General features: G+C 73.3%; 18 protein-coding genes. 15 read left to right on the top strand and 3 right to left on the bottom strand.

What is annotated here, in order from left to right:
• Positions 1–76: 76 nt before the first annotated feature.
• The 4 genes from IF06_RS0112915 to IF06_RS0112900 all read left to right on the top strand — a co-directional run bounded on the left by IF06_RS0112915 (position 77) and on the right by IF06_RS0112900 (position 4,673).
• Complete coding sequence (locus IF06_RS0112915) at positions 77–2,176, top strand: pyridoxal-phosphate dependent enzyme (RefSeq protein ID WP_030271167.1); 2,100 nt, start codon at positions 77–79, stop codon at positions 2,174–2,176.
• Complete coding sequence (locus IF06_RS0112910; protein WP_030271165.1) at positions 2,173–3,306, top strand: D-alanine--D-alanine ligase family protein; 1,134 nt, start codon at positions 2,173–2,175, stop codon at positions 3,304–3,306. The genes IF06_RS0112915 and IF06_RS0112910 overlap by 4 nt, the downstream gene beginning before the upstream one ends.
• Positions 3,303–3,938: a M15 family metallopeptidase gene (locus tag IF06_RS0112905; protein ID WP_030271163.1), complete on the top strand. Its 636-nt coding sequence runs from the start codon at positions 3,303–3,305 to the stop codon at positions 3,936–3,938. The genes IF06_RS0112910 and IF06_RS0112905 overlap by 4 nt, the downstream gene beginning before the upstream one ends.
• A gap of 75 nt (positions 3,939–4,013) precedes the next feature.
• The gene (locus tag IF06_RS0112900) at positions 4,014–4,673 is read left to right on the top strand and encodes a hypothetical protein (RefSeq protein WP_030271161.1); all 660 of its coding nucleotides are present in this window, start codon (positions 4,014–4,016) and stop codon (positions 4,671–4,673) included.
• Positions 4,674–4,740: 67 nt separating this feature from the next.
• Here the strand turns inward: IF06_RS0112900 and gabT are convergent, their stop codons facing one another.
• Both gabT and IF06_RS0112890 read right to left on the bottom strand, forming a co-directional pair.
• A complete protein-coding gene (gabT, locus tag IF06_RS0112895) occupies positions 4,741–6,012 on the bottom strand; it encodes a 4-aminobutyrate--2-oxoglutarate transaminase (RefSeq protein WP_030271159.1) in 1,272 nt (423 codons plus the stop codon).
• A 4-nt stretch (positions 6,013–6,016) separates the two neighbouring features.
• Complete coding sequence (locus tag IF06_RS0112890; protein ID WP_013284186.1) at positions 6,017–7,453, bottom strand: gamma-aminobutyraldehyde dehydrogenase; 1,437 nt, start codon at positions 7,451–7,453, stop codon at positions 6,017–6,019.
• Between the two features lie 142 nt (positions 7,454–7,595).
• On the opposite strand from IF06_RS0112890, the gene IF06_RS0112885 reads away from it, so the two are divergent.
• Positions 7,596–9,035, top strand: coding sequence for an aldehyde dehydrogenase family protein (locus tag IF06_RS0112885; RefSeq protein WP_030271157.1), 1,440 nt, complete (start codon positions 7,596–7,598; stop codon positions 9,033–9,035).
• A 15-nt stretch (positions 9,036–9,050) separates the two neighbouring features.
• Here IF06_RS0112885 and IF06_RS0112880 read toward each other — a convergent pair whose 3' ends face one another.
• A complete protein-coding gene (locus IF06_RS0112880; RefSeq protein WP_030271156.1) occupies positions 9,051–10,286 on the bottom strand; it encodes an SUKH-3 domain-containing protein in 1,236 nt (411 codons plus the stop codon).
• Between the two features lie 78 nt (positions 10,287–10,364).
• Between IF06_RS0112880 and IF06_RS0112875 the strand changes: the two genes are divergently transcribed.
• The 10 genes from IF06_RS0112875 (at position 10,365) to manA (ending at position 21,409) form a co-directional block, all read left to right on the top strand.
• Positions 10,365–10,778 carry a YbaB/EbfC family nucleoid-associated protein gene (locus IF06_RS0112875; protein WP_013284189.1) on the top strand — a complete coding sequence of 138 codons (414 nt, stop codon included), beginning with the start codon at positions 10,365–10,367 and terminating at the stop codon, positions 10,776–10,778.
• 3 nt (positions 10,779–10,781) lie between these two features.
• Positions 10,782–11,138, top strand: a complete 357-nt coding sequence (locus tag IF06_RS0112870; RefSeq protein ID WP_013284190.1) for a hypothetical protein — start codon at positions 10,782–10,784, stop codon at positions 11,136–11,138.
• 24 nt (positions 11,139–11,162) lie between these two features.
• Complete coding sequence (locus IF06_RS0112865; RefSeq protein WP_232236676.1) at positions 11,163–15,374, top strand: toxin glutamine deamidase domain-containing protein; 4,212 nt, start codon at positions 11,163–11,165, stop codon at positions 15,372–15,374.
• Positions 15,371–15,805 (top strand): hypothetical protein, encoded by a 435-nt coding sequence (locus tag IF06_RS0112860; protein WP_030271152.1) that lies wholly within the window; start codon positions 15,371–15,373, stop codon positions 15,803–15,805. Before IF06_RS0112865 ends, IF06_RS0112860 begins: the two co-directional genes overlap by 4 nt.
• A gap of 17 nt (positions 15,806–15,822) precedes the next feature.
• Complete coding sequence (nfi, locus tag IF06_RS0112855) at positions 15,823–16,542, top strand: deoxyribonuclease V (RefSeq protein ID WP_030271151.1); 720 nt, start codon at positions 15,823–15,825, stop codon at positions 16,540–16,542.
• Between the two features lie 105 nt (positions 16,543–16,647).
• Positions 16,648–17,595, top strand: a complete 948-nt coding sequence (locus IF06_RS0112850) for a hypothetical protein (RefSeq protein WP_030271149.1) — start codon at positions 16,648–16,650, stop codon at positions 17,593–17,595.
• Between the two features lie 199 nt (positions 17,596–17,794).
• The gene (locus IF06_RS0112845; protein ID WP_013284195.1) at positions 17,795–18,001 is read left to right on the top strand and encodes a Trm112 family protein; all 207 of its coding nucleotides are present in this window, start codon (positions 17,795–17,797) and stop codon (positions 17,999–18,001) included.
• The gene (locus IF06_RS0112840; RefSeq protein ID WP_030271147.1) at positions 17,998–19,194 is read left to right on the top strand and encodes an SIS domain-containing protein; all 1,197 of its coding nucleotides are present in this window, start codon (positions 17,998–18,000) and stop codon (positions 19,192–19,194) included. The genes IF06_RS0112845 and IF06_RS0112840 overlap by 4 nt, the downstream gene beginning before the upstream one ends.
• Before the next feature lie 28 nt (positions 19,195–19,222).
• Positions 19,223–20,245 (top strand): cation diffusion facilitator family transporter, encoded by a 1,023-nt coding sequence (locus tag IF06_RS0112835; RefSeq protein WP_030271146.1) that lies wholly within the window; start codon positions 19,223–19,225, stop codon positions 20,243–20,245.
• 3 nt (positions 20,246–20,248) lie between these two features.
• Positions 20,249–21,409 carry a mannose-6-phosphate isomerase, class I gene (gene manA / locus IF06_RS0112830; protein ID WP_013284198.1) on the top strand — a complete coding sequence of 387 codons (1,161 nt, stop codon included), beginning with the start codon at positions 20,249–20,251 and terminating at the stop codon, positions 21,407–21,409.
• The last annotated feature ends 161 nt before the right edge of the window (positions 21,410–21,570 follow it).

The raw sequence follows: 21,570 nt of genomic DNA, 5'->3' as shown, positions 1-21,570 counted from the left end.
CCCGCGATGACACCTGCCCGAGGACGGGACCGGCGGAGCCGCCTTCCACCCGCAGACGGCCGGAGAGGAGACCGCAGTGCCGACCCGTACCGAGGGGAACGTGCCGCCCGACGGCCGGGTGCTCTGGGCCGACGTGGCGAAGGGCGCCTGCATCGTGCTCGTGGTGCTGTGGCACGTCGTCGTCAAGGACTACCTGCGCGTCGACTGGCGGGTCGGCCTGCCGGTGCCGGGTGCGTGGGGGCTGCTCGGCGAGCAGTTGCTGCCGCTGCGGATGCCGTTGTTCTTCGCGCTCTCCGGCATCTTCGCGGCGAACGCGGTGGCCCGCCCGTGGCGGGTGGCCGGGCGGCCCCGGATCGCGCGGAACCTCTACCTCTACGCGATCTGGCTGCTCATCCACACCGCGCTGCTGGCGTCGGCACCGGACTTCCCGACCGACCGGGCCACCGACAGCGGTGAGCTGCTGGCCCAGCTCACCGTGACGCCCTCGAATCTGTGGTACCTGTACGCGCTGGCGTTCTACTTCGCGATCGCGAAGGCGCTGCGCCGGGTGCACCCGGCGATGCTGCTGACCGCTGCGGGCGCGCTGTCCGCGGTGGCGGCGACCGGGCTGCTGGACAGTCCCGGGAACCGGGGGCAGGTCTACCAGAACCTGGTGTTCTTCCTGGCCGGCGTGCACCTGCGGCCGTACCTCACCCGGTGGGCGGACGGCACCAGCACCCGGCGGCTCGCCGGCAGCGGCGCGGCGTACGCGATCGGGCTGGCCGCCATGGCGCTGGCCGGCGCGCAGAGGTGGCCCGGCGTGTACCTGCTCGTCTCCGTGATCGCTGTGGCGTTCGGGCTGACCGCCGCCGCCCGGCTGGCCCGGCACCGCCTGGCCGGTCCGGCGCTGGCCCGGCTCGGCCGCCGCACGCTTGGTGTCTACGTGATCCACATGCCGGTGCTGGCGCTGCTGGACCGGCTCCTCGCCGCACCGGTGGCCGACCTGCCCGGGCCGGCCCGGGCGCTGCTGGTGACCGTCTACCCGGTCCTGCTCACCGCGCTCGTGCTGGCACTGAGCCTCGCCGCGCACCGCTGCCTCACCGCGCTCGGCGCGCACTGGCTGTTCGACCTGCCGCGTCGCCGCGCCCACTCGAATCCCGAAGGAGAGACCATGCCCCGAATCGACGCGCCGGTACTGCCGGACCGAACACATGTCGAGGAGGCCGCCCGCGTGCTGTCCGGCCGGGTGGTGCGTACCCCGGTGCTGCACAGCCCGGCGATCGACCGCCTGGCCGGCGCCCGGATCCTGCTCAAGGCGGAGAACCTCCAGGACGGCGGCTCGTACAAGATGCGCGGCGCGATGCTGGCGGTGGGCCGGCTCGCGGCCGCCGGGCACACCGGCGTGGTCGCGCAGAGCACCGGCAACCACGCCGTCGCGGTGGCGCTCGCCGCACGGCGGCACGGGCTGGCCGCGACCGTCGTGCTGCCGGAGGACGCCGCGCCGGTGAAGGTGGACCGGGCGCGGGCGGCGGGCGCCCGGGTGGTCCGGGCCGGCACCACAGTGGAGGAACGCCTCGCAGGCGCCCGGCGGATCGCCGAGGTGGAGGGCCATCCGCTGGTCGACGCGTACGACCACCCGGACGTGGTGGCCGGTCAAGGCAGCGCGAGCCTGGAACTGATCGAGGAGGCGGCGCGACGCGGCACACCGCTGGACGCGCTCGTGGTGCCGGTGGGCGGGGGCGGCGGCATCGCCGGTGCCTGTCTGGCGGCGGCCGGAACCCCGATCGAGGTGTACGGCGTGGAGCCGGTCGGCTGCGACTCGCTGGCGCGCAGCCTTGCCGCCGGACGGCCCACACCTGTCGCCCCGGCGCCGAGCCTGGCCGACGGACTCCGCCCCGGCTGCGTCGGCGACCTGCCGTTCGCGGTGGCCCGCAACCGCGTACGCGGGGTGGTCCGTGTCGACGACGACGCGATCGCCGAGGCGTTCCGGCTGCTCCTGCTGGACCTGAAGGTACTCGTCGAGCCGTCCGGCGCGGCCGCGCTGGCCGGCGCCTTGCGGCTGGGCGGCATGGCGTCCCGGCCGACGGACGGCGGGCGGCAGATGACTGTCGGCGTGGTGCTGACCGGCGGAAACGTGGAAGCGGACCTGGTGGCCCGGCTGGCGGGCGACCGGATGACAGTGGGAGTGGCGGCATGAGAGAGACAGTGCGGATCGGTGTCCTGTTCGGAGGCCCGTCGGCGGAACACGAGGTCTCCTGCGCCTCGGCGCTCGGCGTGGCCCGGGCCCTGGCCGGGCAGGGGCACCGGGTGGTGGCGCTCGGCATCACCCGTACCGGCGGGATCAGGCTGCTGCCCGAACCGGTGCTCGCGCAGCACCTCGGCACCGTGGCGGCCGGGCGGGCGATCGACGACCGGCTGCCGGTCACCGGTCCGGCGGTCGAGCTGCGACGTGGAATGACAGCCGGCACCGTCGCGGTCGGCGCGGCCGACGCCCCCGCGACTGTGCACGCCGAACTGGACGTGGTGTTCCCGGTGCTGCACGGCCCGTACGGCGAGGACGGCGTGGTGCAGGGGCTGCTGGAGTCACTGGGCGTGCCGTACGTCGGGTGCGGCATCCTCGCCTCCGCAGTCGGCATGGACAAGGTGGCGATGAAGCGGGCGCTGCGGGCCGAGGACGTGCCGACCACGCCGTACGTCTGGTTCGACGAACCGACCTGGCGGGCCGCGTCCGACCCGGAGAAGCTGGTGGTCGGGCTGCGCGGGCCGCTGTTCGTCAAGCCGGCCCGGATGGGCTCCTCGATCGGGATCTCCCGGGTGGCCGACGGCGACGACCTGATCGCCGCCGTGGAGGAGGCGTTCCGGCACGACCACGTGGTGCTCGTCGAGCAGGGCGTGACCGGCCGGGAACTGGAGTGCGGCGTGCTCGGCGGCTGGCAGCCGGAGGCGTCGGCGGTCGGCGAGGTCCGGGTCGCGGGCGGCTGGTTCGACTACCGGCAGAAGTACTTCGGCGACGCCGACCCGATGATCGTCCCGGCGCCGCTGCCGGACGAGGTCACCGAGCGGATCCGCGAGCTGTCGGTGCGGGCGTTCACCGCGATCGGCGGCTGGGGCCTGGCCCGTGTCGACTTCCTCTACGACGAGACCACCGGCGACCTGTTCGTCAACGAGCTGAACACGCTGCCCGGCTTCACCGCCCACTCGATGTACCCGAAGGTGTGGGCCGAGTCCGGCGTCGCGTACCCCGATGTGGTGGACCGGCTCGTCGCGCTCGCCTTCGCCCGGCAGGCGGCCCGGCCGTCGCGCGAACACCCCGGAGGTACGCCGTGATCCTGCTCTCCGACCCCCGGGTCGCCGCGGTGTCCAGCCGGGACGACGGCGAACCCCTGGTGGACCTGCGCGAGGTGCCCGGGCTGCGGGTGGACGGGCGGGCCGCCGACCCCGCCGGGGCGTACGCCCGGGTGCGGCTCGGGGTCGCGGACCGGTTGCTGGCCGCGCAGCGCGCGCTGCCGGCCGGGCTGCGCCTGCTCGTGGTCGAGGGGTACCGGCCGTACCGGGCGCAGCTCGACATCTTCACCGGCTACCGGGACGAGTTGCGGCGGCGCCACCCGGACTGGCCGGCGGACCGGTTGCACCGGGAGACCACCAAGTTCGTCTCGCCGGTCGAGGTGGCCCCGCACAGCACCGGCGGAGCAGTCGACCTCACCCTGTGTGACGCCGACGGGGCGGAGTTGGACATGGGCACAGCGCTCGACGCCACCCCGGAGGAGAGCGCCGACGCCTGCTTCACCGCGGCCCGGCACATCTCGGTCAGCGCGTGGCGCAACCGGAACGTGCTGGTGGCGGCGCTGAGCGGCGCAGGGCTGGTGAACTACCCGACGGAGTGGTGGCACTGGTCGTACGGCGACAGGTACTGGGCGCTGATGACCGGAGCGCCACACACCCGCTACGGTCCGCTGTAGCCCGCGCATCCGGGTGAACGGTCCGGCCCTCCCGTCCGTACCACGCGTCGAACGACAGCGACGACGGGAGAGAACGTGAGGGTGCAGCGCAAGCACGTGCTGGCGGCGACTGTGGCGGTGACCGCCACTGTGGCGGTCTCGGTGGGCACCGGACTCGGTTTCGCGGACACCGCGCCGGCCGCGCGATCGGTCTGCGCCGGGTCGGTGACCTTCTCGGCCGAGGGCGGGCCGCCGGCCGCGACGAGCGACAGGTTCCCGGTGGGCACCCGGCTGCGGGTGACGAACCTGGACAACCGCAAGGTGGCCACGGTGACGGTGACCGGGCCGTCCGGGAGCTGCGTGCTGCTGAACGCCGCCGCCATGGACCTGGTACGCGAGCCGGGCAAGAACGTCGTTCGCCGCAACGTGGTGGAACGCCTCGACGGCGGCGGCGCCCCGGCGCCGGGCGCTCAGCCGGGTGAGACCCGGCCGGGCGCGGCGCAGCCGATCGGCGGCAGCGTCTGCTCCGGCGCGCTCACGTTCTTCGCCGAGGGCGGGGCGCCCGCAGCCACCAGCGGCCAGTTCCCGCTCGGCACCCGGCTGCGGGTGACGAACCTGGACAACAACAAGGTGGTGACCGTGACGGTGACCGGGCCGTCTGGTAGTTGCGTGCTGCTGAACACGGCAGCCATGGACGCGATCCGGGAACCCGGCAAGAACCTGGTCCGGCGCAACACTGTGGAGCTGCTCCGCTGATCCCCCGGGCGGAACACCATGGGCCGGTCCTGGGGGAGATCGGGCCCATGGTGTCCCACGTCCGGGGTCAGCCGAAGGCGGCCGCCAGGATGTCGAGTCCCCGGCCCAGCTCGTCGTCGGAGATGGCGAGCGGAGGCAGGAACCGCAGCACGTTGCCGTAGGTGCCGCAGGTCAGGGTGAGTAGCCCGGCCGCGTGGCAGGCCGCCGAGATCGCCGCCGTGGCGGCCGGGTCCGGGGTCAGCGTGCCCGGCACCACGATCTCCATCGCGAGCATCGCGCCCCGGCCGCGTACCTCGGCCACGCGCGGGTCACCGGCGGCGATCGCGCGCAGCCGCTCACCCATCACCGCGCCGATCCGGCGCGCGGCGGCGGCCAGGTCCAGCTCCCGCATCGTCTCCATCGACGCGAGCGCGGCGGCGCAGGCGATCGGGTTTCCGCCGTACGTGCCGCCGAGGCCGCCGATGTGCACCGCGTCCATCAGGTCCGCCCGGCCGGTCACCGCCGCCAGCGGCAGGCCGCCCGCGATGCCCTTGGCCAGCGTGATCAGGTCCGGCTCGACGCCCTCGTGCGCGCAGGCGAACCAGTCGCCGGTGCGGCAGAAACCGGTCTGGATCTCGTCGGCGACGAACACCACCCCGGCCGCCGTCGCCCACTCGCGCAGCGCCGGCAGGAAACCCTGAGCGGGTACGACGAAACCGCCCTCGCCCTGGATCGGCTCGATCAGCAGCGCCGCCACGTTCTCCGCGCCCACCTGCTTCTCGATCATCTCGATCGACCGGGCCGCCGCAGTGGCGCCGTCGAGCCCGCCGTCGCGCAGCGGGTACGACATCGGCACCCGGTAGACCTCACCGGCGAACGGCCCGAACCGGTGCTTGTACGGCATGTTCTTCGCGGTCAGCGCCATGGTCAGGTTGGTCCGGCCGTGGTACGCGTGGTCGAACACCACCACAGCGGGCCGCCCGGTCGCGTGCCGGGCGATCTTCACCGCGTTCTCCACCGCCTCGGCGCCGGAGTTGAACAACGCCGACCGCTTCTCGAAGCCACCCGGCGTCAGCGCGTTGAGCTGCTCGCAGACCGCCACGTACGACTCGTACGGCGCGACCATGAAGCAGGTGTGGGTGAAGCGCTCGACCTGCGCGCGTACCGCCTCGACCACGCGCGGCGCGGAGTTGCCCACGTTGGTGACAGCGATGCCGGCCGCGAAGTCGATCCACTCCCGGCCGTCCACGTCGGTGATCGTGCCGCCGCCCGCCCGGTCCACGTACGCGGGGATCGTGCTGCCCACGCCCCGCGCCACCGCCTCGACCCGGCGCTTGTGCAACTCCTCGCTCGTGGCCATCGGATCAGCCCTCGATGTTGTGCATGACGTGCTTGACCCGGGTGTAGTCCTCCAGGCTGTAGACCGACAGGTCCTTGCCGTGGCCGGAGTGCTTGAAGCCGCCGTGCGGCATCTCCGAGACGAACGGGATGTGCGTGTTCACCCAGACGCACCCGAAGTCCAGCCGCCGGGTCATCCGCATGGCCCGGCCGTGGTCGCGCGTCCACACCGAGGCGGACAGGCCGTAGTCCACGCCGTTCGCCCAGCGCACCGCCTCGTCCTCGTCGGAGAAGCGCTGCACGGTGATGACCGGCCCGAACACCTCGTCCTGGATGATCTCGTCGGCCTGGCGTACGCCGGAGACCACTGTCGGGGCGTAGAAGAAGCCACGCTCGCCGACCCGGGCACCGCCGGTGGTGACGTTCGCGTGGTCCGGCAGCCGGTCCACGAAGCCGCTGACCCGGGCGAGCTGGTTGGCGTTGTTCAGCGGGCCGTAGAGCACGTCCGCGTCGTCCGGCGCGCCGGTGCGGGTGTTGCGGGCCTGCTCGGTCAGCGCGGCCACGAAATCCTCGTGGATGCCCGGACCGGTGAGCACGCGGGTCGCCGCCGTGCAGTCCTGACCGGCGTTGAAGTAGCCGCCCATCGCGATCGCCTCGGCCGCCGCCGCCACGTCCGCGTCGTCGAAGATCACCACCGGGGCCTTGCCGCCCAGCTCCAGGTGGGTCCGCTTCAGGTCCGGCGCCGCCGCGGCGGCCACCTCCATCCCCGCGCGGGTCGAGCCGGTGATCGACACGAGCTGCGGGGTCGGGTGGGAGACCAGCGTACGGCCGGTGTCGCGGTCGCCGCAGACCACGTTGAACACACCCGGGGGCAGGTGCTCGGCGGCGATCTCGGCCAGCAGCAGCGTCGACACCGGCGTGGTGTCCGACGGCTTCAGCACCACCGCGTTACCCGCCGCCAGCGCCGGGGCGATCTTCCACACCGCCATCATCAGCGGGTAGTTCCAGGGCGTGACCTGGGCGCAGACGCCGATCGGCTCGCGCCGCACGTACGAGGTGTGCCCGGCCATGTACTCGCCGGCCGAGCGCCCCTCCAGCAGGCGCGCCGCCCCGGCGAAGAAGCGCAGCTCGTCCACCGCGGGCGGCAGCTCCTCGTCGGCGGTGAGCTGCCGGGGCTTACCGGTGTTGCGGACCTCCGCGTCGACCAGCTCGGCGGCCCGCGACTCCACCGCGTCGGCGAACTTCAGCAGCGCCCGCTGCCGCTCGGCCGGTGTGGCGTCCCGCCAGGTCTCGAACGCGGCGGAGGCGGCCTTCATCGCCGCGTCCACGTCCGCCGCGCCGGAGACCGGGGCCTGGGCGAAGACCTCGCCGGTGCACGGGTCGATCAGGTCGGCGTAGCCGCCGTCCACCGGGTCGACGTACTCGCCGTTGACGAAGTTGCGCAGCTGCTGCTGGTCGCTCATCAGAAGTCTCCGAGAGGGTGGCCGGGGAGAGGGTCAGCGGAGGTTATCGCAATCTGACTGCCATCTTGGCTACTAAATCCGAGGCAGACAAGGGTTTGAGCAACTGTTTCCGCGTGGGCGTCTGTGGTCTAGGCTGCCGGTCGTGGAGCCGAGAGCCTTCTACGTCGCCGGTCGCCCCGCCCACGGCGAGGACGAGCTGACAGTCACCCACCCGTACGACGGGCAGCCGGTGGGGCGTACCACGCTCGCCACGGCCGACCAGCTCGAAGCCGCAGTCGCGGGCGCCGCCCGGGTGGCCGCGGAGGCCGCGGCCCTGCCCGCGCACGCCCGCGCGGCCGCCCTGGACCACGTCTCCCGCCGGCTCGCCGAGCGGGCCGACGAGGTCGCCGCGCTGATCACCGCCGAGAACGGCAAGCCGGTCAAGTGGGCGAAGGCCGAGGTCGGGCGCGCGATCTCCACGTTCCGCTGGGCCGCCGAGGAGGCCCGCCGCTTCTCCGGCGAGCTGCAACGGCTCGACACCGACCCCGCCGCCACCGGGCGGATCGCCCTGGTCCGGCGCGTGCCGCGCGGGCCGGTGCTCGGCATCACCCCGTTCAACTTCCCGCTCAACCTGGTCGCCCACAAGGTCGCCCCGGCGCTCGCCGTCGGCACCCCGATCGTGGTCAAGCCCGCTCCGGCGACACCTCTCACCGCGCTGCTGCTCGGCGAGATCCTGGCCGAGACCGACCTGCCCGAGGGCATGTTCTCGGTGCTGCCGCTGCCGAACGAGCGCGCCGCCGAACTGGTCACCGACCCGCGGCTACCGGTGGTGTCGTTCACCGGCTCCGGACCGGTCGGCGCGGCCATCCGCCGGGCCGCGCCGGACAAGCACGTCACGCTGGAACTCGGCGGCAACGCGGCGGCGGTCATCTGCGAGGACTGGGCGGCGGACGAGGACCTGACCTTCGCCGCGCACCGCATCGCCACGTTCTCCAACTACCAGGCCGGGCAGTCGTGCATCGCCGTGCAGCGGGTCTACGTGCACGAATGGCTCTACGACGGCTTCCTGCCCCGGCTCGTCGCGGCGGTGCAGGCGCTGCGCACCGGCGACCCGCGCTCCGAGCTGACCGACGTCGGCCCGCTGGTGTCGGTCGAGGCGGCGCAGCGCGTCGAGACCTGGGTGGACGAGGCGGTCGCCGCCGGCGCCGTCATCGAGACCGGCGGGCGGCGCGACGGCGCCACCTACCCGCCCACAGTGCTCAGCGGCGTACCGGCCGACGCGAAGGTGTGCGCCGAGGAGGTGTTCGGACCGGTGCTGGTGGTCGCCCCGGTCGTGAACGACCGGGCCGCGTTCGCCGCCGTCAACGACTCCGCGTACGGGCTCCAGGCCGGCGTCTTCACCCACCGGCTCGACGTGGCGTTCGACGCCGCCCGCACGCTTGAGGTCGGCGGCGTGATCGTCGGGGACGTGCCGTCGTACCGGGCCGACCAGATGCCGTACGGCGGGATGAAGGGCTCCGGGGTCGGGCGGGAAGGGCTGCGCAGCGCGATGGACGACTACACCGAGCCGCGGGTCACGGTGCTGACCGGCGTGGCCCTCTGACCGCTCGCCCGCCGCTCACCAGGTGCCGTCGTCGCGGACCCGGGCGGGGGCGCGGCCGAGCAGCAGGGTGGTGAGGGCGGCGTCGATGTCGGGGCCGAGGAACCACTCGCCGGCCTGGTCGAGGGCGAAGATCCGGCCGTGCTCGTCGATCGCGAGGATGCTCTCCTGACGCTCGCTGCCGAGCGGGAAGAGACGGGCGCCCAGGACGGCGGCAAAGTCGGCGAGGGAGTCGGCGGTGTGTGCCACCTTCCGCGGTCGTACCTCGAAGCGCGAGATCCAGACCGCTTCACCGGGGCCCTGGCGTGCGGTGACCAGCCCGGGAAAGGCGGTGAGCGTCGCCAGCGCGGCCGGGAAGGTGGCGTGGGTGTGCTGTGCGCCCCGGACCTCGCTGACCTTGCGGACCGAGGTGGCGGCGGACACCTCGTCGCCGAAGTGCGGCCGCCAGCCGGCGATCACGAGCGCGTTCGCCACCTCGGCGGGAAACCGGTCGGGCTCGGGAGGCGTCTGGGGCTCGGACTGCCACTCCTCGGCGAGGGCCAGCTCCGGCCAGGGCAGCACGTTGACGTGCACGAGGAACCTGATGCATGACTCGCAGCGCAACTCGGCCGGGCCGCCCGCGGGGTCGCCGGGTTCGCGGACGCGGAAGCTCTCGATCCGGCTGCTGCCGAGCAGGTCGCGCGCGTCCTCGATGGACAGCGGCGGCAGACCTTCGGCGGCGCGACGGTGGTCGTGCTCGTAGAGCGCGTCGGAGACGACGATCATCTCGGCGTGCCGTTCCCCGCCGCGTACCAGATGCCCCGCGGGTAGCTCGTCCAGATAGGACTGCACCAGCGGATGGTGGCGTACCTCGATCTCGCCCTTCGCGCCCTGCGCGACGTGCTGCCGGCCGTCGAGAGTGAGGTGCGCCGCCGCGCCGGGCGTGGGCAGGTGGGTCAGCTCACGCAGCAGTTGGGCGGCCGGATCGACGGTACGCGGCGGGCGCGGTTCGGCCGGACGCCGCTGCCGGTACATCCGCTCGACCGCCGCGGCCGGCACCCGCGGCCACGTGGACACCTCGCCGGTCTCCTTGTCGATCACAGTGGTCGGCAGGTCGCCGGGGAGCGCCCGGGCCTCGGTGGACACGACGGAACTCACCACGTAGCCCAGGTCGAACTCCTCGACCTCCGGCGTGCAGGGAAAACCGAGGCGGTCGGAGTCCCGCCGGGCCCACACCGAGGCGATCTGCTCGGCCTGCTGTCGCTCGATCACCACCTGAAATTACCGGACCCCACGGATTTCGTGGCACCCGGTATGGTCGGCCCTACCCACGGTGACGGAAGGGGAGCGACGGTGGCCGAGAGTGCGGACCGGGATGCGAACCGTGCACTGCGCGCGCGATTCGACGAGGTGTACGGCCAATACCAGCGCTTGCGGTCCGGTCTGGACGATCTCCAGACCAAGCTGGCCGAGTTGCGGGTCACCGAACGCTCCGACGACGGTCAGGTGACCGCCGTCGTCGGCGCGCGAGGCGAGCTGATCAGCGTCGAGGTGAGCCCGGCGGCGTTCCAGGACCGGGACGCCCGTGCGTTGAGCCGGAAGATCACCGAGACCGTGCTGCGCGCCTCCACCGCGGCGAGCGCCGCCACCCGCGAACTGGTCTCCGGATACCTGCCGCCGGGCTCCCCTTCGGTCGAATTCCTGCGTACCCATGACTTCGGCGCGCTGCTCGGCCGGGCTGACTCCGTGCTGGCCCGCGGCGAGTGACAGGTGGCCGGGGGAGAGATCTGGCTGGACCCGGACCGGGCCCGGCGCGGCGGGGCTGACCTGGCGCTGTCGGGGCGGGCGGTGAGCGCGGCCCGGCGGGAGACGGGCGAGCCGATCGCCCACGCGAGCGCGCAGCGGCCCTGGGGCCGCGACGACATCGGCGCCGCGTTCGACAAGCACTACCAGGGCTACGCCGAGACGCTGCTGCGCGCGTGGGAGCTTCTCGGCCGGTCGCTGGAGGTGCTCGGGTCGGACGTCGTCCGCTCGGTCGCGGCCACCGTGGAGACGGACCTGAGCAACGCCCGTGACCTCGGGAAGATCCCGCAGCAAGGGCACAACCCCCATCGGCCCCGGCGCTGACCACCGGAGGACCCGCGCGTGAGCATGCTGCCCAGCCCGATCCCGCACCCGCTCGACTTCTGCCCGTGGGACCTGCCCGGCTGGATCTACGAGGCGCTCGACTGGGTGGTCGGCGTCGAATGGCCGGAGGGCAACGAGCGCGCCGTCTGGGACCTGGCCGACCAGTGGTACGGCGTAGCAGGCGTCCTTGCCCGTCCGCGCGACGACGCGATCACCGCTGCCGGCGAGGTCAAGAGCGGGTACGGGGGAGTCGGCCTGGTCGCCGGCGCGTTCGACACGGCGTGGCACAAGCTCGCCGAAGGCCAGGACGCTCCACTGCACGTCCTGGTCGCGGCCACAGACGAGCTGGCACGTCTGGTGGACTCCTGCGGCTGCGACATCGAGGGCGCGAAGCTGGAAGCCTGGATCGAGCTGGGCATCCTGGTCGTCGAGTTGCTGTCCCTGGCGGTCGCCACAGTGCTCACCCTGGGCGCCGCCTCACCGGCGGCGGCCGCTGCGATCACCGCCACGCGGGTCGTGGTGCAGCAGATCTTCAAGCGGCTGGTGGCCCAGCTCGCCCGCAAGGCGGTCAAGCAGGGCCTCAAAGAGGCGGGCGAACGCGCTGCCAAGGAGGTGGCCAGGTCCGGTGCCCGCACGCTGGCTCGACGGGCCGCGATCGGCGGTCTGCTGGAGGCCGGTCAGGAGGCGGGCACCAGCCTCGGCACGCAGGCGTACCAGAACTCCACCGGCCGGCGGGACGGCCTCGACCTGACCGACGTGAGCACGTCGGCTCTCGGCGGATTCGCCGGCGGCGCGGTCGCGCCGCTGGCCGGGCTGGGCCGGCACGCCAACGGGCGGTTCGCGGAGATCGGTGAGCGGTTCGGGCGGGAGATGGCCGGGGAGACGCTCGCCGAGACCGCTGCGGGTCTGGCGACCGGCCAAGGGCCGTCGCTGGAGGATCTGGCGCGCGCGGCTGCCTCCGGCGCTACCGGGTCCGCCACCAACCAGGCCGACTCGGCACTGCAACGCCGCCTCGACGGGCAGCTGAGCGGGTTGACGGTGTCCCCGGTCGGCTTGGACGTGCCGGTCGCCGCCGATCCCGTCGGGTTGATCCCGGCCCAGCGGGTCGCCGAGCCGGTCGTCCAGGGCGGCGACACGATCGCCGGTGCCGTTCCCGTGACACCCACGCACGTCACGCCCCAAGCCGCCGGTCCGCACCCCCTCGCCGTGGACCTGCCCCTCCCGGCGCCGGATCCCACGACGACGCCGCCGCACAATCATGTCGTCCCGCACGACGTGGCACGTCCGACGGTCACCACGAGCCCTACGTTGTCCTCGGTGATCACGGAAGCGCCCGTCGCCACGCCCCCGTCGACCGCGCCCGGAGTCCACAGCGGCGCGGTTCCGGTGGCGACGCCGATCGACAACGCCCCGCCACCGTCGACCCCCGTGCAGGCGGGAGCGGCACCTGCCACGCTCTCCCCGTCCACCACTGACCATCCGAGTGTGGCGGCGCCGCCGTTGTCGGACCGGGCCGGCCCCGGCCTCGGACCTTCGGCGCCGGTGTCCACGCCGTCACCGCAACCGCATGCGGCACCGTTCCCAGGCCTGCCCGGCCCGGATCCGCGCCCGATTCCGAACCCCCGCTTCCCCCTGCTGGAGTCTTTGGCGCCGCCCCGGCCGTCCGCGGACTCCCCAGGCCCCGACCCGAGTCGGCTCGACCCGCCGCCTCCCGACCTGCGAACGATCCGGGAGCGCGCCGCACGGCTGGTCGCCGACAGGGAGTCGTTCGACAGACGCCGCTACCGCGGTCACCTGCAGTCCCAGCGGACCTGGTTCGAGGACCGTCGACGTGAGACCCGAGCCGACTGGCTGCATGAGCGCGCCACGTACCACGAGGAACGGGCCAGCGACTGGGCCGCGCAGGCCATGGAGCTGCGCCGCGCCGGCCGGACCTTGGCGGCCGAACGATGGCACCGGGAGTCGCACGAGGCCGCTCTGGAGGCGGCCGATCTGCGCGAGGAGGCGCGGCACGTCCTGGCCGGCAGGCTCGTTCCGCAGGAGGTGATGGTCGAGAACGACCTCGACTTCTACCGCATCAACGACCACGTGGCGGACCTGGCCGTCGGCGCGGTGGAGACGGCCGACCACTCCGCGCTCACCGGTCACGGCCACCCCGAGCCGATCGACAGGTCCCGGCCGTACGGCCGCCGGGGAGGGCTCCGGCCTCCGCTCGCGCTGCACCAGACCGACCTCGAACGGCAGATGCCCCGCAACCCCGACGGCAGCGTGACGCGTACCGCCGATCCCCGGCGCGGTGGCTGGTTCCGCCTCGCGAACGACGGCGGACCGGCGGCCGACGCCACCCGGGGGATCAACTGCCTCGACTGCACGCTGTCGCTGTTCGAGACCTGGGTCCACGGACGGCCGCGCGTCGCGGCGCCGCGTACGTTCGACGGCTACCTGCACGGCGACGTGAACCGGCCGGTGGGCGGCGAGGCGGACGGACCGCTGCGGGTCGAGCAGACGACCGGCGGCCGGTTCCAGAACCTCTGCCGGCCGGATCGGCCCGGGATCACCGGCCGGGACCGGCAGCTGTTGGTGGACGGCGGTTACCGGGACCTGTACGCGCAGCTCGCGTCGGGCGGTCACGGCAGTTACGCGTTCCTCATCACCAGCTTCGAGGGCGGCGGCTCGCACGCGTGGGTGGCGCTGAACCAGAACGGCACGATCCTCTTCCTCGACCCGCAGACGGGCGAGGTGGCGGACCGGCCGATCTACCACCACAGCGGCCGTCCGGCCCGCGGCAACGTCGTCGGCGTCGACGCTCTGGTGCTCGGCCCCGACGGCCGGCCGATGCCGCTCGCCGGCCGCCCGCCCGGCACCTACAACGTCCTGCCCGAGCCGCTACCCCGTCCGGCGCCGCCACGGCCGCCGGCCCCGCCGCCGATCGCAGACGGCCACGTCCCGGACTTCAACCACGTCCACCTGCTCGGCGAGTCCACCACCATCTACCGCCGGGGCGACGGACCGATGCCGGGGAGCGCGCCGCCGGTCGAGCCGGAACCGGCCGGGGTGCACCAGGACCACCGGCAGGCGCACGCCGACCGGATCGCCGCCGGGCTCTACGTACGTGACACGCTGGCGGAGAGCGGGAACCTCGACGCCGCCTTCGCCGCCGGGGTGACGCCCGTCGAACTGGCGCAGCACGCCGACGTGCCGACGCTGCGGCGGCTCGTACCGGCGCTGGACGAGAGCGGTGCGGCCGACCTCACCCGGTTGTTCGCCGACCCGCGTGTGCAGCGGATGCTCGACCAGAGCTGGGAGGCGCCGCCGCGACGCGAGGAGTTGCTGGCCGAGACGCTGGTGCGGCAACTCGCGGAGCGGCCCGACCTGGTCCGGATGATCCTGGCGACGCCGGAACTCGCCAACTCGCTGACCGCGCGGCCGCTGACCCTGCATCACCTGGCCAGCCACCAGCAGGCCATCGATGTACTCGGCGAGGTCATCAACGACATAGCCGAGTACGGGGCGGACGCTGTCGTAGCGCATGAACCATTGACGCCTCAACCGACGCCCATCACTCACGAGCAGCGTCGACTCGTCGATTCGGTGGCATCCCGCCGTCAGTCGAGACTGCAACCTGGGTTTGATGAAAGGCGACGTCATGATGAGGTCTACCGCCTTGCATACGTTGACCGGCTGTATGCGGATGCGGTGGTCGCCCAGCAGGAGCTGAACAGGCTTGCCATCAAGCTGGCTGCACACGGCGGCACGCCCGGCTGGCGGACCGAGCCCAAGAGCCGAGAGCGTGTCCTCGACAAGCTGGAAGGTGAGTACGAGAATGACGCGTCCCAGCTCAAGGACTTGGCCGGCGCCAAAGTGCAGTTCGACAGCGTCGATGCGGTTTACCAGGCACTCGGCCGTCTAGCAGTCGACCCGGAGGTCGTGATTCTGCACATCAAGGATCGTTTCCTCAATCCGCAGACGAGCGGTTATCGGGACCTACTGCTGAACCTCCGGATGTCGAACGGCCATGTAGGAGAGCTTCGGCTGCACCTGGTGTCGCTCGATGACATCGCAGAGTGGGAGCATTCGTTGTACGAGGTTCGGCGCGACCTCAGCGCGGCGGCAGAGATCGAGGGCAGGCCGTTGACACAGGGGGAACGTGCGATTCGGGACGGACTCCTCTGGCGAGTGCAGGACGCTTACTGGAGCAAGGTGCAAGAGAGCCTTGGGGAGGAGCCACCGCGGTGACTCAGGTAGAGGGCTTGCGGCTGCCGAAGTTCTTCGATTACTTCGACTCCCCCCTGAAGCTCGTAGCCACGGCCGATGGCGGCGTCGCAGGCTGGAGGCTCTCCAAGGACACAGGGGGCTGGCGCGAGGCCAACAATCTCATCGACAAGGTGCTCTTCACCGGCGGTGACGAGATCAGTGAGATCTCGCGGGATGAGTTCGTACAACTCACTGAACACGAGCGAGGTCGCTATCTGAATGGCGACGGGCCGATCTTCGCGCTCTACGAAACCGTCCGGGCGATCGAGGACACGCTCCAGCAGGAACGCCGTTACCCGACGCCGCAGGAACAGGCGCTGATCCGGGGAGTCCGGCGGCGGACCTTCGTGATGTTCGAGGAGCAGCTCCAGCAGGCCGGTGACCCGGCCGCCGACCCCACCATCGCCTCCTGACAACGGCCCGGAACGCCATGCCCTCCACCGACGGCCCGCCCGTGCCCTACCTGCCGCCCGCCGACGTGGCGGAGGCGCGACGCGTACAGGAGGAGTTGCGGTCCCGGGTGGACCTGGTCGGGCCCGGTCCTGCCGCGCCCGCGACGGTGGCCGGGCTGGACGTGGCGTTCGCGCAGGACCGTGACCTGCTCGCAGCGGCCGTCACGGTCCTCGACGCGGCCACCCTCGACGTGGTGGACGAGGCGGTGTGCGTGGGGCGGCCCGCCTTCCCGTACGTGCCGGGACTGTTCGCGTTCCGCGAGATGCCGGCATTGCTCGCCGCGCTGGACCGGCTCACCACCCGTCCGGAGCTGTTGGTCTGTGACGGCCACGGGCTGGCGCACCCGCGCCGGTTCGGGCTGGCCTGTCATCTGGGCCTGGTGACCGGGCTGCCCACGATCGGGGTGGGCAAGACGCCGCTCGTCGGCTCGTGGACGGGCCCCGGTCCCGAGCGTGGTGACAGCGCCGACCTGTGTGACGAGGGCGAGGTGGTCGGGCGGGTGCTGCGGACTCAGGACGGTGTCCGGCCGGTCTTCGTGAGCGTCGGGCACCGGATGGGGTTGGACGACGCGGTGGAGCGGGTACTGGCACTGACGCCCCGGTACCGGCTGCCGGAGACCACCCGTACGGCCGACCGGCTGTGCCGGCGGGCGCTCGCCGATGCAGGCGCGTCGGGCGGTGACCTGGGCGGGCGGTGATCGCGTGGCGCTGCACACATGTGGCGTGCTCGATGCGCGGGTGCCTGGAGGGGCCGGTAGTAACCTGACCGGCGGATCCGGTCCGGACGCAACGGTGAGGTGGAGATGTCGGCAGGGCGGCACGCGGCGCGGTGGGCCATGGTCGGCGCGCTGCTGGGTGGCCTGATCGCCGTCCCGGCGTCACCGGCGTCGGCCCGGGACGACCGGGTGGGACTGCGCTCGGCGAAGAGCTTCACCGCCGGTGGTCCGCCCGGGACGGTGGCGGTCGAGGTGCGCAAGCGCACGGACGGCTGCGTGCAGTTGCGTACCGCGGTCGGGCTCCGGCTGGAGGGCCTGCGGGCCGACCAGGTCCGGGTGCAGGTGGCGTCCGGCGGCCGATGGGTGCCGGTGCAGGTCTCCGGGGACGGCGGCGCCGTCGCCACCGCCGCGGTCGCGCCGGTCGACCGGCCGCTGTGCAAGGGCAAGGGCGTCACCGTGCGTTACCGGGTGTCCTTCCTGGCCGGGGCCGTCGGCGGCCGGCTGGAGCTGGCCGGTGAGGCGAGCGCCGCGAACGGCGACGTGCTCGGCCGCGCCGGCGGCTCGGCCCGGCTGGTGGGCGCGCCGACGCCGAGTCCCAGCCCGTCCCGTAAGCCCTCGCCGACGCCCAGCGCGAGCGAGACCACGCCGACCGAGGCGACCGACACGTCGCCGGTGGCCGCCGCCGTCGCCCCGGCCACCGCCGCGGCCGACGACTCGTCGTTCGGAGGTTCCATGATCATGTGGTTCGGTATCGGGCTGGTGCTCGTCGGCGCCGCCCTCATCGTCCTGCTGCTGCGCCGCAACCGCGCCGACCGCAGCGGTGGCGGCGTGGACGCCGGCCTCCCGCCGGTCCCGCTGCCGCGCAGCACCACCACCTACCGCTCCGGCACGCCCGGGCCGGCCCCCACGGTGTACGGGGGCGCGACACCGCCCCGCCCGGCCGGCAACGTGTACGGCGCGCCCGCGCCCGCTCCGACGCCGCCGGCCCCGCCTGCCGGGGATGCGACGAGCGTCTTGCCCCGCTTGCCGGACTGAGCCGGAACCCGACCCGGTCCCGGGGTTACCGTGACTGTGGGTGGTCATGCCGTGACCCGGTAGCCGCCACCTGCCCGGCCGGAGGACGGAACACCGGGGCCGAACGGGGCCCGGTGCCGGGGCCGCTCGGCCGATAAGATCGCGTGCGCCGATCGGCACCGCCGACCGGTGAGACCGCATACGTGGAAGGAGCCGCGCCGTGGCCCTGGACCCGCAGTTGCTCGACATCCTCGCCTGCCCGGACACGCATCACGCCCCGCTCGACTACGACGCGCAGGCGCAGACGCTCACCTGCACCGAGTGCGGTCGCATCTTCGAGGTCCGGGACGACGTCCCGGTGCTCCTGCTGGACGAGGCGCGCGGTGGACCCGCCGCCGACGACGCGCGGGGCGGGTCGTCGCGGTGATGGAGGGTACGGCCGGGGTCAGCGGCCACCGGCACGCCGACGAGGCCCTGCTGGACGACGCGGCGCAGCTCTCCGAGCGGGATCCGGGCGGCATGCTCCGGTTCACCGCGTCCGCGGGCGCCCAGGTGCGCGAGTCGGCGGCGCTGGCCGCCGAGGCGAACCTGTCGGTGCTCGCCGACGACGGGCGACCCCGCGCGGTGGTCATCGCCGGCATCGGCACCGCCGGGCGTACCGGTGACGTGCTGGCCACCGTCGCCGGGCCGCGCTGCCCGGTGCCGGTCATCCCGCACCGCAGCGCCGGCGTGCCGGGCTGGGTGGGCGCGGCGGACGTGGTCATCGCGGTGAGCGCGTCGGGCCGCAGCCCGGAGGCGCTGGGCGCGGCCGAGGCGGCGCACCGGCGCGGTGCCCGGCTGGTCGCGGTCGGCGCGCCCGACTCGCAGCTCCAGTCGGTGGCCGAGCGGGCCCGCGCGCCGTTCATCCCGGTGCCCCGGCGCGCGCCGGCCCGGGCCAGCCTCTGGGCGCTCACCGTGCCGGTTCTGCTGGCCGCCCGTACCCTCGGGCTCGTGAAGGTCAACGAGGCGGATCTGGCCGAGACGGCGGCCCGGCTGGACGCCGACGCCGATCGATGCCGGCCGACCGCCGAGTCCTTCGTCAACCCGGCCAAGTCACTGGCGCTCGGCCTGTCCGGTTCGATCCCGATCGTGTGGGGTTCGTCCCCGCTGGCCACCGTGGCCGCCCGGCGGTTCGGTGACACGTTGTCCGCGAACGCCCGCTACCCGGTGGTCGCCGGTGCGCTGGGCGAGGCGGGCCGGGGCCGCGTCGGCCTGCTCGACGGCGTGTTCGGCGGTCTGGCCGAGGGCGAGCGGGACATCTTCGCCGACCCGGGCGACGACGAGCCCGACGGCACCCGGCTACGGCTGGTGCTGCTGCGCGACGGCGGGCTCAACGCCGACGACGACACCGACGAGCCGCTGGCGGTCGAGGAGCGCCGCGCGGACGCGGTGCAGACGCTCGCCGAGCGGCGCGGGGTGCGCTGCGACGTGGTGACCGCCGAGGGCGGCTCCGCGCTGGAGCGGCTCGCGTCGCTGGTGGCGGTCCCCGACTTCGCCTCGATCTACCTGGCCCTGGCGCACGGGCTGGACCCGATGGCGGTACCGGCAATCACGGAGATGAAGGAGCTGGCAAACCAGTGAGCACACGGGGCATCGAGCGAGGCGGGGAATGAGCGCAAACGGGGGCACGAAGGCGATCGTCGCCGCCCTGGCGGCGAACCTCGGCATCGCCGTCACCAAGTTCATCGCGTTCGCCCTCACCGGCTCGTCGTCGATGCTGGCCGAGTCGATCCACTCGGTGGCCGACTCGGGTAACCAGGGCCTGCTGCTGCTCGGCGGCCGGCGGGCCAAGCGGCAGGCCACGCCGCAGCACCCGTTCGGGTACGGCCGGGAGCGCTACATCTACGCCTTCATCGTGGCGATCGTGCTGTTCAGCATCGGTGGCCTGTTCGCGCTCTACGAGGCGTACCACAAGGCGTCCGACCCGCACGCGATCACGGAGTGGCAGTGGGTGCCGGTGGTGGTGCTGGTCGCGGCGATCGTGATGGAGGGCTTCTCCTTCCGTACCGCGATCAAGGAGTCGAACCTGGTCCGGGGCAAGCAGTCCTGGGTCCGGTTCATCCGTCGCGCCAAGGCGCCGGAGCTGCCGGTGGTGCTGCTGGAGGACTTCGGCGCCCTGGTCGGTCTGGTCTTCGCGTTGTTCGGCGTCGGCATGACGCTGATCACCGGAGACGGCATGTGGGACGCCGCGGGCACTGCGATGATCGGTGTGCTGCTGGTGATCATCGCGATCACGCTGGCGATCGAGACCAAGAGCCTGCTGCTCGGCGAGGGTGCCGAGCAGAGCGAGCTGGACAAGATCGAGCAGGCTGTGACCAGCGGTCCCGAGGTCGAGCGGATCATCCACATGAAGACGCTCTACCTCGGCCCCGAGGAGCTGATGGTGGCCGCGAAGATCGCGGTGCCGGCCTGGGAGACCGCCCAGGACCTGGCGCGTGACATCAACGCGGTCGAGGCGCGGATCCGCCGCGAGGTGCCCACCGCCCGGGTGATCTACCTGGAGCCGGACATCTACTCGCCCGCCGCCGAGCGGGCCGGTACCGGGCAGGCGGCGGACACCGCCGTCCCGGAGGCCGTGACCAGTGGTGGGGCGCAGCCGGCCGACGAGGTGGCCGGGCGGCCCGGGAGCTGACCGATGGAGTTGTTGCAGGGCCGGATCCGTGACTACGCCTGGGGCTCGCGCACCGCGATCGCCGAGTTGCAGGGGCGGCCGGTGCCGAGCAACGGGCCGGAGGCGGAGCTGTGGCTGGGCGCCCACCCGGGCGCCCCGGCCACTGTGCAGCGCGACGGCCGGCCGGTCAGCCTCACCGAACTGCTGGTGGCCGAGCCGGGCCACTGGCTGGGTGAGCGGCTGGTCGGCCGGTTCGGCACCCGGCTGCCGTTCCTGCTGAAGGTGCTGGCCGCCGACGCGCCGCTGAGCCTCCAGGCGCATCCGGACGCCGAGCAGGCCCGCGCCGGGCACGCCGCCGACGTGGGGCGGGTCAACTACGTCGACCCGTACCACAAGCCGGAGTTGCTGGTGGCGCTCTCGGAGTTCGACGCGCTGTGCGGCTTCCGCGATCCGGGGGAGTCGGCGGCGGCGATCGCCGCGTTCGGCGTACCCGCGCTGGAGCCTGTGGTGGCGGCGTTGCGCGACGGGCCGGCGGGGCTGCGGGAGGCGGTACGCCTGCTGTTGAGCTGGCCCCGGGCGGAGCGGGCGGGGCTGGTGGCGGCCGTGCTGGCGGCGGCGGAGGCCGGGCCGGCCTCGGCGGACGCCGAGCTGGTCCGCACGCTCGCGTCGGGCTATCCGGCCGACCCGGGCGTGGTGGTGGCGTTGCTGCTGCACCACGTCCGGCTGGCGCCCGGCGAGGGCATCTGGATGCCGGCCGGGAACCTGCACGCCTACCTGCGCGGCACCGGCGTCGAGATCATGGCGGCCAGTGACAACGTGCTGCGCGGCGGGCTGACCCCGAAGCGGGTCGACGTGGACGAGCTGCTGCGGGTGCTCCGGTTCGAGGTGCTGACCCAGCCGGTGCTGCGGCCGGAGCAGGTGGAGCCGGGGGTGCTGACCTGGCCGGTGCCGGTGGAGGACTTCGCGCTGCACCGGGTCGAGGTGGCTGCCGGGTCGCCGGGGGTGCGGCTGACGCTGCCCGGGCCGCGTGTGGTGCTCTGCCGGGCCGGGAAGCTGACCGTTGACGACGGCGTGGGCGTGGTGACGCTGGACGCGGGTCAGGCAGCGGTCGGTACGGCGGCCGGTGGCCCGCTGACGGTGGGCGGGGCGGGCGAGGCGTTCGTCGCCACTTGCGGCATGCACTGATCTGCGCAAGTCCGACTTTCCCGAAATAGCTTGACGGTCACGCTGCGTGGTGTGACTCTATGGGTACGCAGCGTTGTCGCGACGAAGGTCCGGTGACGTGCGGGGGAACCAAACCGGGGGGATGCGCGGGGCGGCCGGGCCGTGGGTGGAAAGTCCGCTCA

The organism is Micromonospora globosa (genome assembly GCF_000717585.1).
GTDB classification, from domain to species: Bacteria; Actinomycetota; Actinomycetes; order Mycobacteriales; family Micromonosporaceae; genus Micromonospora; species Micromonospora aurantiaca.
The sequence above is the reverse complement of the archived record's forward strand: the minus strand, read 5'-3'. Positions and strand labels throughout refer to the sequence as shown.

Coding starts and splice junctions, on each gene's coding strand:
- IF06_RS0112835 (WP_030271146.1), top strand. CDS start 19,223: ATGAGCGCAAACGGGGGCACGAAGGCGATCGTCGCCGCCCTGGCGGCG.
- IF06_RS0112890 (WP_013284186.1), bottom strand. CDS start 7,453: ATGAGCGACCAGCAGCAGCTGCGCAACTTCGTCAACGGCGAGTACGTC.
- IF06_RS0112850 (WP_030271149.1), top strand. CDS start 16,648: ATGTCGGCAGGGCGGCACGCGGCGCGGTGGGCCATGGTCGGCGCGCTG.
- nfi (WP_030271151.1), top strand. CDS start 15,823: ATGCCCTCCACCGACGGCCCGCCCGTGCCCTACCTGCCGCCCGCCGAC.
- IF06_RS0112865 (WP_232236676.1), top strand. CDS start 11,163: ATGCTGCCCAGCCCGATCCCGCACCCGCTCGACTTCTGCCCGTGGGAC.
- IF06_RS0112910 (WP_030271165.1), top strand. CDS start 2,173: ATGAGAGAGACAGTGCGGATCGGTGTCCTGTTCGGAGGCCCGTCGGCG.
- manA (WP_013284198.1), top strand. CDS start 20,249: ATGGAGTTGTTGCAGGGCCGGATCCGTGACTACGCCTGGGGCTCGCGC.
- gabT (WP_030271159.1), bottom strand. CDS start 6,012: ATGGCCACGAGCGAGGAGTTGCACAAGCGCCGGGTCGAGGCGGTGGCG.